This is a genomic window from Parabacteroides sp. AF18-52 (assembly GCF_003479145.1).
GTDB lineage: Bacteria > Bacteroidota > Bacteroidia > Bacteroidales > Tannerellaceae > Parabacteroides > Parabacteroides faecis.
In genome coordinates this window covers 75,608-87,175 of the sequence record NZ_QUGR01000023.1, presented here as the reverse complement: position 1 = coordinate 87,175, position 11,568 = coordinate 75,608, and the positions used below count along the sequence as shown (strand labels likewise).

Annotated in this window: 5 protein-coding genes; 3 read left to right on the top strand and 2 right to left on the bottom strand. The window is 43.2% G+C overall.

Annotated features, from left to right (window positions below; all coding sequences use genetic code 11):
• Positions 1 to 364 precede the first annotated feature (364 nt).
• From DWX23_RS22845 to purL, 3 genes are all read left to right on the top strand, one after another.
• Positions 365 to 535: a TIGR04149 family rSAM-modified RiPP gene (locus DWX23_RS22845; protein ID WP_122355977.1), complete on the top strand. Its 171-nt coding sequence runs from the start codon at positions 365 to 367 to the stop codon at positions 533 to 535.
• Positions 536 to 1,206: 671 nt separating this feature from the next.
• Positions 1,207 to 2,346, top strand: coding sequence for a 6-bladed beta-propeller (locus DWX23_RS22840; protein WP_158607114.1), 1,140 nt, complete (start codon positions 1,207 to 1,209; stop codon positions 2,344 to 2,346).
• A 224-nt stretch (positions 2,347 to 2,570) separates the two neighbouring features.
• Positions 2,571 to 6,260 carry a phosphoribosylformylglycinamidine synthase gene (purL, locus tag DWX23_RS22835; protein WP_122376192.1) on the top strand — a complete coding sequence of 1,230 codons (3,690 nt, stop codon included), beginning with the start codon at positions 2,571 to 2,573 and terminating at the stop codon, positions 6,258 to 6,260.
• A 150-nt stretch (positions 6,261 to 6,410) separates the two neighbouring features.
• On the opposite strand, the gene DWX23_RS22830 is transcribed toward purL, so the two are convergent.
• Both DWX23_RS22830 and DWX23_RS22825 read right to left on the bottom strand, forming a co-directional pair.
• The gene (locus tag DWX23_RS22830) at positions 6,411 to 8,129 is read right to left on the bottom strand and encodes a RagB/SusD family nutrient uptake outer membrane protein (protein WP_122376191.1); all 1,719 of its coding nucleotides are present in this window, start codon (positions 8,127 to 8,129) and stop codon (positions 6,411 to 6,413) included.
• 18 nt (positions 8,130 to 8,147) lie between these two features.
• Positions 8,148 to 11,144: a SusC/RagA family TonB-linked outer membrane protein gene (locus tag DWX23_RS22825; RefSeq protein ID WP_122376190.1), complete on the bottom strand. Its 2,997-nt coding sequence runs from the start codon at positions 11,142 to 11,144 to the stop codon at positions 8,148 to 8,150.
• Between the last annotated feature and the right edge of the window lie 424 nt (positions 11,145 to 11,568).

Genomic DNA, 11,568 nt, shown 5'->3' with positions numbered 1-11,568 from the left:
CGAGTCAACCCTTTTTATTGATTAGGCAGAAAGTAGTCAACTAAAATCGTTAAACTACAAGCCAGATTTTGTTTCTCCCTAATGAAACAGTTGTTTCTCCATAGTGGAACAAGTGTTTCATTAGTATGAAACAATATTTGTTCAGTATGGACTGTTTACCGGAAAAGTGACAGTCTAAAACAGGATGCTGAGGCAAAAGAACATTGATGCTTCTTCAAAAAAAGGTAAAACATAATCTCGGACTTAGAATAATAAAAGTAGAGAAAACTCAAATAGACTCAATTGGGCTAATTGTGATTTTAAATCGAATGTTAACTTTGTTACATGTTAAAATCTCTTATTAATCTTAATACCATTAAAGAAAATGAAAACTTTAGGTAAGCTTAAATTACATGAATTCAGAAAGGCTGAATTAGAGAAACGTGAACTGAATGCTTTGAAAGGTGCTTGTAATTGTAAATGTCTTTGTATAAGCAGCTATACACAGGTGTATATTCTCAGCAATTCCAGTATGAATGATGCGAGTGCATATTAGTATTACTTTAAAAAGAATTTAAATTTGGTTTGTGCTATATTCAATTAACATTTATGCTGCAATTGTTGCAAATTTAATTTTCTCTTCCCATAGTCTTCGATTTATTTCTTTGTAGGGTTCAATCCCTAATCTGGGAATAAATCGTTGCATGAGGAAGATCTTGTGACACAATACCTTTACTGAGGCCATTTCTATTTTCCCATCGTACAACTTGTGACATCATTTCCCATCGGTAATTTTCTCTTTGGTGAGATAACGAAAATAAGTATCATTCTCTTCTAAACTGAGTCTTAATTTCCTGAAATTAATTTCACCGGATGACAAATCTGTGGTTGTGCTTATGGAGAACTAAAAAATGGAGTACTTATCACTAAGGTGACTTTATATCTTTGGGAGAGTTTATAATGATATAACTGGGCTAATTTGTTATGAATGTGTTATTTGAGACCGTGTAGTAGTCTTTGTGGATGTAAAATATCATAATTTCTTGGATGCTATTTTTTGTTAAGATAAAATTAATCAGTAAATTGTGACCGAGACTTTGAATTAAGACGTTTCTGTCGCTTAAATCTTAATTAATTATGAAATGCGTGAAACTCTTTTGGTTTGCTGTTGTGCTACTTGTTCATTTAGTAATATTGTCTTGTCATGAACAAGGTGATAAAAAACGTATGGAAATGATAATAGAAGATCCTGCTGAATTGTCAACCATAACTGATGTGGTAAAAGTGCGTGATACACAACATAATAATGATGATATATCGATAAAAAATGAATTTAAGAGTATAGAGTATGTTCGTATTGATAATAAAAAGATAATCGGAAAGATAATAGATATCGCTTTTACAAAGGATTATATGTTTTTAATGCTCTCTCATGATGGAGGAATAATGAAATATGATCGGAAAGGTAATTTTATCAAAGTAATCGCCAGGGTTGGTGAAGGTCCTGAACAGGTTAATCCACATCATATATTTGTAGATGAATATAGAGAAAAGGTCTATGTAATGCAGTTTAGAAGAAAACATAGTATAGCCGTTTTTTCTTTTGAAGGAAAGTTTTTAGGAAATTTGGAATATCCGTTCGATGAAATAAGAGTTATGTTACCTTTAGGTGATGAGGTGTTTTTTACTTTTAAGGAATCTATAATTCCTTTGACTGATTCATTGAATTATGTTTCTGGTATGTTTGATATTCTGGGGAAAAAGTATTATTCAAGAAAATCGTATGTAAAACAATGCGATCTTGAAAATTGCAGATTAGGACGCGTGTTCTTTTTTTCTCATAAAAACGGTGTGTTGTACAAAATCGGAGGTATTAATATCCTTTATAGGGCAATGCGAGATACAATTGTTCCTGCTTATTATTTGGATTTAAAAAATCCTATCAGAGGAGAAATTTATCAATTGGCTTACTCTTCTAAATATTATACAAATTCTCTTGATGGGAATAATTTGAATTATCTATTTATTAATAGAGAGGGCTTTTTTGAAACAGACTCTTGTTTATATTTGAGATATGCAAGTGATAGAGGCGGTACCGTTTTGCAATATAATAAAAGTAGAAAACAAACAAAAAGTTATGCGCCTAAAACGAAAAGAGTTTTAGGTGTTAAAAATGATATTGATAATGGAGCCCCTATCTGGCCATTATACCATTATGCGAAAGAGAATATATATGTTCAGACTTTATCAGGTGGAGAAATTCAAGATCTGAAAGATTTGAACTATTTTGATGAACAAGCTCCAGCTGTCTATCGTGATATGAACGAAGATAGTAATCCTCTCATTATTATATATAAATGTAATTGATCGATTCATAGTAGAGGGGCGTTTGTCGTCAATTTTTATGAAATGAAAACGATTGCTGAAATAGTAACCGATGATTCTCGTTTGATAGAACGTTTCTTCCTGCCACAGAAAAAGATGCTGAGAGAAGGGTTGTAAATTTAATAATGTAAAGATGAATATTTTTATCTGCTACATATTTACTATCTTTGCAGTCTGTTATTGGAATATCTTAATAAATCGACGATATGATTCTATTCTTTCAATCTCCAACAAAGACGGTGCTGGCTGTTGAGGCGGCACATGCTTTCTCTCCTGAAGATGTTCAAAAGCTCGTTTGGTTGTTTAGTGAAGCAACTCCCGTTCAATCGGAAACATTGGATGGCTGGTATGTTGGTCCCCGCCGGGAAATGATCACCCCGTGGAGTACTAATGCCGTGGAAATCACCCAAAATATGGGATTGAGCGGTATCTCACGTATCGAAGAATACTTCCCTGTATCTTCCGGTGAGGCAGACCACGACCCGATGCTGCAACGCATTTACAACGGACTGAACCAGGATATCTTCACGATCAGTAAACAACCGGATCCGATTGTTTATATCGAAGATATTGCAGCTTACAACCAACAGGAAGGGCTGGCGCTGAGTGCTGAAGAGGTGTCTTACCTGAACGAAGTAAGCCAGAAGCTGGAACGTAAGCTGACCGACAGCGAAGTGTACGGTTTTGCACAGGTAAATTCGGAACACTGCCGTCACAAGATCTTCGGCGGTACATTCGTTATCGACGGAGAAGAGAAAGAAAGCTCTCTCTTTAACCTGATTAAGAAAACATCGGCAGAAAACCCGAACAAACTGGTTTCTGCTTATAAAGATAATGTGGCTTTCAATGAAGGTCCGGTGATCGAACAGTTTGCTCCGGCAAGCGGTGACAAACCTGATTTCTATGAAACAAAGGTATATAAATCGGTTATCTCTCTGAAAGCTGAAACACATAACTTCCCGACAACGGTTGAGCCGTTTAACGGTGCTGCTACCGGTTCAGGTGGTGAGATCCGTGACCGTCTGGGCGGAGGTAAGGCTTCTTTGCCTATCGCTGGTACAGCCGTTTACATGACTGCTTATCCGCGTACGGAAGGTGCTCGTGAATGGGAAAAGATCATGGACCCGCGTCCTTGGTTGTACCAGACACCGGAACAGATCCTGATCAAGGCTTCCAACGGTGCTTCCGACTTTGGTAACAAGTTCGGCCAGCCGCTGATCTGCGGTTCGGTACTGACTTTCGAACACGAAGAGAATAATAAGAAATATGCTTACGATAAAGTGATCATGCTGGCAGGTGGTGTTGGTTATGCCAATATGCGCGATGCTTTGAAGGGTGATCCTCAGCCGGGTGAAAAGGTCGTACTGCTGGGTGGTGACAACTACCGTATCGGTATGGGCGGTGGTGCCGTATCTTCTGTAAATACAGGACAGTACACCAGCGGTATCGAGTTGAACGCCGTACAGCGTGCCAACCCGGAAATGCAGAAACGTGTATCGAACGTGATCCGTGCGATTGCAGAGTCTGACAACAATCCGGTAATCTCTATTCACGACCACGGTGCAGGCGGTCACCTGAACTGTCTGTCTGAGTTGGTGGAAGCTACCGGCGGACATATCGATATGAGCCAGTTGCCTGTCGGTGACCCTACGCTTTCTGCTAAGGAAATCGTAGGAAACGAGAGCCAGGAACGTATGGGCTTGCTGATGAAGGAAGAAGACGTTGCCCGCGTACGCCGCATTGCCGACCGCGAACGCTCTCCGATGTATGTAGTAGGTGAAACGACCAACGATATGAAATTCGTATTCGAGCAGGCCGACGGTGTGAAACCGATCGACATTAAGCTGGAATATATGTTCGGTAAACCGCCTAGAACAATCATGACAGACCATACAGTGAGCGAAACTTATGCTCCTGTGGTTTACAAAGATTCAGAAATACATCATTACCTGGAAAACGTACTTCAGCTCGAAGCTGTTGCATGTAAAGACTGGTTGACCAACAAGGTAGACCGTTCCGTAACAGGTAAGATCGCCCGTCAGCAGTGCCAGGGTGAATTGCAGTTGCCGTTGAGTGACCTGGGTGCCGTAGCATTGGATTACCGCGGAAAGGCTGGTATCGCTACTTCCATCGGTCATGCTCCACAGGTGGCTTTGGTCGATCCGGCTGCCGGTTCGGTAATGGCTATCGCTGAGTCGTTGACGAATATCGTATTCGCTCCGCTGGCTGATAAGTTGACCGGTGTTTCTTTGAGTGCTAACTGGATGTGGCCGTGCCGCAACGAAGGAGAAGACGCTCGTCTGTACACGGCTGTTCAGGCCGCTTCAGATTTTGCCTGCGAACTGGGTATCAATATCCCGACAGGTAAAGACTCTTTGTCGATGACACAGAAGTATGGCGACGATAAGGTGATCGCTCCAGGTACGGTAATTATTTCGGCAGGTGCTGAGGTAAGCGATATTCGCAAGATCGTTTCTCCGGTATTAGCTCACGAAAAGAATTCTTACATATATTATATAGACTTCTCGTTCGATACGATGAAGTTGGGCGGTTCTGCTTTTGCACAGGCTTTGAACAAGCTGGGTAATGAAGTGCCGACCGTGAAGGATAGCGAATATTTCGCAGATGCGTTCAACGCCGTACAGGATGCGATCGAGAAAGGTCTGATCCTTGCCGGACACGATATTTCTGCCGGTGGTATGCTTACTACCATGCTTGAAATGTGCTTCGCAAACGTAGAAGGCGGTCTGGAAGTCAATCTGGATAAGCTGTCTGAAACAGACATCGTGAAGATCCTGTTCGCTGAAAACCCGGGTATCCTGGTACAGGTGAAAGACAAGAAAACTTTCGAAAAGTTGATGGAAGAAGCCGGTGTCGGTTTCGCTATCATTGCCAAACCGACTGCCGAACGTCATATCCTGGTGGAAAAAGACGGTGTTCAGTATCACTTCGGTATCGACTATATGCGTGACGTATGGTACGAATCGTCTTACAAACTGGATATCAAGCAGAGCGGTAGCGTATGCGCAGGCAACCGTTTCGAAAACTATAAGATGCAGCCGCTGGAATTTAAATACGGCAAGAACTTCACCGGTAAGCTGGCTGATTACGGTCTGACTCCCGACCGTAAAGGTAAGAGTGGTATCCGTGCTGCTGTAATCCGTGAAAAGGGTTGCCAGTGCGAACGTGAAACATCTTACGCATTGTATCTGGCCGGTTTCGACGTGAAAGACGTTCACATGACTGACCTGGCTTCGGGACGCGAAACACTGGAAGATGTGAATATGATCGTATTCTGCGGTGGTTTCTCCAACTCCGACGTTTTAGGTTCAGCCAAGGGATGGGCCGGTGGTTTCTTGTATAACGAAAAGGCTAAGAAAGCATTGGATAACTTCTATGCACGTCCTGATACGTTGAGTCTGGGTATCTGTAACGGTTGCCAGCTGATGGCTGAACTGGGTGTGGTTTATCCGGAACACGAAAAGAAACATAAGATGTTGCATAACGACTCTCACAAACTGGAGTCTAACTTTATTTCTGTAGAGATTCCGAAGAACCATTCAGTGATGTTCGGTCCGATGAGCGGACAGAAACTGGGTATCTGGATCACACACGGAGAAGGAAAGTTCAGCTTCCCGTACGAAGAGAAAGAATATCATATTGCTCTTAAATACAACTATGAAGGCTATCCTGCCAACCCGAACGGTTCGCCCTGGTCGGTTGCCGGTGTCTGCTCACACGACGGACGCCACATGGCTATGATGCCTCACCTGGAACGTGCTTTGTTCCCATGGCAGTGCGGTTATTATCCTGCTGACCGTAAAGGTGACGAAGTAACTCCGTGGATTGAAGGTTTTGTAAATGCACGCAAGTGGATTGAAGAAAACAAGAAATAAGAAAAAGAGATACATCTTTATAAATGTAAAGGTTGCAATGTTCTGAACGTTGCAACCTTTTTTTCTATGAATAAGCAGCCTGGAATTTATTATTAAGTGCTGAATTGTTAGTAGATGCGGCCGCTTATTCATAGTTGTTTCATCAGATGATTACCAGCCTTTTGTCGTTTGTTTTAACAGAGGGTTGGCGTCCAGTTGGCGCTTAGGGATCGGGAAGATCGTGTATTCTTTATCCGACGGATCGACATCTTTATCCCACCAGGCATTACCGAAACGTCCCCAGCGGATCAGGTCCGAACGGCGGCGGCGTTCGCCGATAAACTCGCGTCCCCATTCGTCGACAAACTCCTGGTCGGTCAGCAGGGCCGGATTTTGTACATAGCTGTATTTACCCCATTCGTCTGCCGGATAGTTTCTGACACGGATAAAATCGAGCAGTTCGGCAGCCTTAGCTTTGTTGCCGCTTCTGTAATTGATCTCTGCCAGCATATAATAGATTTCTGTCAGACGGATCTCCGGTGCGGATTGGCACATATATAGTCCGTCGCCTTCCTGCAGATACGGGAACTTATTGAAACGTACGCCTGAATTTTCTTCTCCTGTCGTTACGCGCGAACCTTTTTCTTTAGCCGTGCTGAGACCTTCGGAGAAACGGCCGACCTGATCTACATAGATCAACGGTTCACCTTTGTATTCTTCCGTTCCTTTTACTGTCTCGTTCGTGTAGCCGTATCCTTTTGTATAGTCGAACTTGTATTGGGTTCCGATCATAAAGAAACCTTCGTAATCGCCGTTGGCACTGGTGATCTGGAACGGTTGTTTACGGTAATCGCAGTCTGCATACTTTTCATACGGGGTTCCCAGTTGGCTGGCGAAACTATACACGTTGCCATCGAAATCCCGTGAAGGTGTCATGTGAATACCATTGTTGCCACCGTCGGGATTACCCAAAGCCTGGCCGGAAGTATAATGCAGGAAAGAATCATGGAAACCGCCGAACTGGTACACATTGCGTTTGTGGGGGAATTCGAACAACAGTTCAGGCGACCTGTATCCTTTGATGCCGGAGCGGAACGGATCGCGGTAATCGTTCTGGTTGATATGATATTCCCCGTATTTACCGGCAATGATATCTTCGCAGAATGTTTTACAGTCTGCCGAACGGTCGACATTGAGCCATACCTGCGAATTGAAATAGATACGGGCCAGTAATGCCGCAGCAGGAGCCTGGGTGAAACGACCGACGATATTCTCTTTTTTCAGTTGAGGCAATACATCTTTCAGTTCGCTCTCGATATAGCTGAATACTTCTTCGGGTGTAGCCTGGGCGAGCAGTTCGTCCGGTGCATCCTTTTCCGTGAAGATAGGCACATTCCGGTAGAAGTCGATCAGGAAGATATAGAACCAGGCACGTAAAGTACGTAATTCGCCGATGTAGTTGTTTTTCTCTTCATCCGTGATCCCCATTGCCTGGAAGTCCAGGACATTGAAATCGCGAAGGAGTGAATTGATCTGTTGGATACCCTGATATGGACCGACCCAACCTCCATTGATCTGGTTCATATCGTAATTCCATTTATGCTCGTGCAGACGGACCCATTGTCCGTCGTCATAGCCGTGGCGTCCTTTCTGTGTCCAGACGAAATGGTCGCCGGTAAGTTCCTGCAACTGCCAGCGGTCGCCGTCCCATCCACACCATTGAGCGTGTTCGTAGGGGCGGAGTACGGTTGCTTCGACAGATGCTTTGTCTGTGAAGTAGTTGTCGCTTGTCAATATATTGAATGGCTCCTCCGTCAGATCCGTACAGGAAGTGAAAGCCATGGTTGTAGCCATCAGGCTGACTGCACAAAGTGATTTTATATTTTTCATGCTGTATATACTTTTAGTTTAGTAACTGATTTGAACTCCGAATGATACGTTGCGGGCTGTCGGATATAAGTCCATACTGCCTCTACCGGCCCATAAGCCAGTGACGTCGACACTTGACGGGTCCATGCCGCCTGAATACTTCGTGATGGTGAACACGTTCTTCATGGTTGCATAAATACGCAGGTTGGAGATCCATTTCGTATTCAGTTTAGGTGTCCATCCCAGCGTGATGTTATCCAGTTTCAGGTAATTACCGTTTTCGAGGAAGTAGTCGCACATGATCTTTTCTCCTTTGATATGGGCATTTTCCTTATAAGCGGATGTCAGCTTGTTAATACCTGTTACTCCTTGCAAACCATAATACATCTGGTATTGATTCAGGATCTGGTAGTCGAAACGTCCGCGGAAATAAAGGGACAGGTCGAAACCTTTATAAGTAAATGTGTTTCCCCAGGCCATTTCCCATTTGGGCGTACCGTTGCCGATATAGGTTCTGTCCGCTTCGCTGGCGTCACGTCCCCGTACGGTTTCTCCTCCTTTGATACCATCTTTGAAAACCATGATATTTCCATCTTCATCGACACCAGCGTAGCGGTATCCGTAGAATGAACCGATTTCAATACCATCCTGCAAACGCTGGCACGGGCCGGGGTTTCCAGGTGAAGGCAGACCGTCGCCTTCCATATAACCCAACTCATATTTCTCGTTAGAGAATGATTTCAGCTTCGATTTGGTATAGGCAAGCGTGGCATTGGTTGAATAGGTGAACTTGTCGTTTTGTACGGCATCCCAGTTTACCTGTAATTCAAAACCTTTGGAATTGGTTGTACCTACATTAGTCATGATCTTTTCGTGCAAATAGGGAGGAACAGGAACCTGATATTCACCGATTACATCTTTCCCTTCGCGGATGAAAAGGTCTAAACTACCGGATAGGCGGGAGTTGAACAAGGTATAATCGATACCCAGGTTGTAGGATATTTGTTTTTCCCAGGACAGGTCTTTGTTAGGATTGTTTCCCGGGCCGTATACCTGAACCCATTTACCTTCACTGTTCGGCATCCATCCGTAACCGGTATATTTTGCCAGGGAGATGTATTTATCGAAGCCCGAGCGTCCGGTCTGTCCGTAAGAGAAACGGAGTTTCAGGTCATTCACAGTCTGAGAATCTTCGAAGAAGGAAAGACGGGAAACACGCCATGCGGCAGAAGCAGCAGGGAAAGCACCCCATTTATGATCCGTACCGAATTTGGTGTTCCCTTCGTAACGGATAGAACCCGTGAACAGGAAAGTATTATCGAAATCATAGTTGACGCGTCCCAGGAAAGCGATCGTCTTTTCTTTGTTTTTATCGGATTCCATGCCCAGACGTCCGTCGGCCTTGTTGTAGTCGCCGGCTCCCAGGTTGTTGTACAGGAAAGCGTCTGTCGGGAAGTTCATGTTTTCGGCATTGAACTTTTCCCAGTTGAATTCCTGATAGGAGTAACCGCCCATTACTTTCAGGTGGTGCCGATCTATATCCAGCGAATAATTGCCTAACCATTCTAACGTATAGTCCACCCATTTCTCATTTTCCAGGCGGGCACGTCCGTTACGGCTGTTGTTGATCGACTCGCGATGGTCTTTGAAATAATACTCGCGTTGCTTCTTGTCATGTCCCTGGCGGCCGAGTTTTAATTCGGTATTCAGGTTCTTCAGGATGTTGAGTTTGATGTTGAAGTCGGTAGTCAGGTATTCCTGTGTAGCTCCGTTTTCACGTCTTGTCAGGTTGAAGATCGGGTTGTAACTATCGAAGTTATTCCGGAATGCATCCATTTCATCCTTCGAATAGGTCGGGTTCAGTTCGACTGCTTGTTTGAAACTTCCGTAATCGGTGTAATCTTCATCGGCGTAACGATAGGATATGTTTCCTGTCACTTCCAATAAACCTTCTAAAGTGATTTGTTTGAAGCTGGCACGTAAACCATATTCTTTACGGTCTGTTGCAATGTCGAGCCCTTCTTTCGAACGGTAGTTTGCCGAGATACGGAAGATGCTGGATTCGCTACCACCGGAGAGGGCCAGGTTATGGTTCTGTCCGAAGTTGTTTTTGTTGAGCAACTCGTTGTACCAATTCGTACGGGAACCGTAATCCTTTCCGATATTGTTGGCCACAAACTCTTCCGGACTCAGTATTTCCGGTCGTGCAGCAACGAAATCATGTTCGGCATAACCATCGTATGTGATGGATACTTTACCGGCTTTCCCCTGCTTCGTCTGAACCAGGATAACTCCGTTCGCTCCGCGAGAACCGTAGATGGCAGCGGCGGAACCATCTTTCAATACGGTAATAGATTCGATGTCTTGCTGGGCAAGATTTCGCAGGTCACCGCCCGGCATCCCGTCGATAACGATCAACGGACCGTTTCCGGCTTTCAAAGAAGAGGCTCCGCGTACCTGGATACTCGGACTGGCATTCGGGTCGGCTGCTGCCGTATTGGATACGGATACACCGGCTACTTTACCGTCGATCATCTGTAACGGACTATTGGAAGCTCCTTGCAGGAAGTCTTTACTTTTTACACTTGTCACGGCAGTTGTCAGGTCTTTTTTCACCGTACTACCATAACCGACAACAACTACTTCCTGTAGATTTTCGGTATCTTCTTCCAGTGTAACTTCTATTTTTAACTGGTTGCCTACCGGTATCTCCTGTGATTTGTAACCGATATAAGATATTTGTAGCGTTGCATTCGCAGGTACATTGTTCAGCGTAAAATTTCCGTCGAGGTCCGTAATGCTCCCATTGGTTGTTCCTTTTACTACTACATTGGCTCCGATAACAGCCATCCCTTTTGTATCGGTAATGGTGCCTGTTATTGTTTTGCTTTGCTGGGTAATACTTGTTACCGGTGAATTTTCTGTTGTCGATCGTTTTATATCAGATGCATTTACAGGAAAGGCATAGAATAGAAAACAAAATGCTGACATTTTTGCTATCTCGTTGAAAGAGATGTGATTAAATGTTTTCTTCATAATTGTGAATTAATACTAGTTAGAATTAATAATTTTAATAGGTAAGTGATACGTATCTTATACGTATTGTCTGAACTGTTGTTTTTTCTACGTCATAGGCCTTATTTTTTTAGATTAGAATTAAAGTTGATTTAATACTCGCATTGAAATTTAATCAATAGTTCTTCAGGAACTAATTGCTTTATGAATTTGATTGAGAGAGAAGGCAGTCCTTTTATTGGGAAATTTTGCGAATAATGTTCTTGAGAAGGAGGAATAAGTCAAGGTAAAACATCGAATTCTGTGTTTTTATAATAAAATATTAGCTTATTAATTACTTCATCTGATTTTAAAGCCGGGGTATTATGATATTATATTAATTTTTTTATTATTTTTGCCCTGTGTTTTTCTCAATTTGATTTGTTTTCCATAGTTCCTGAAGAAC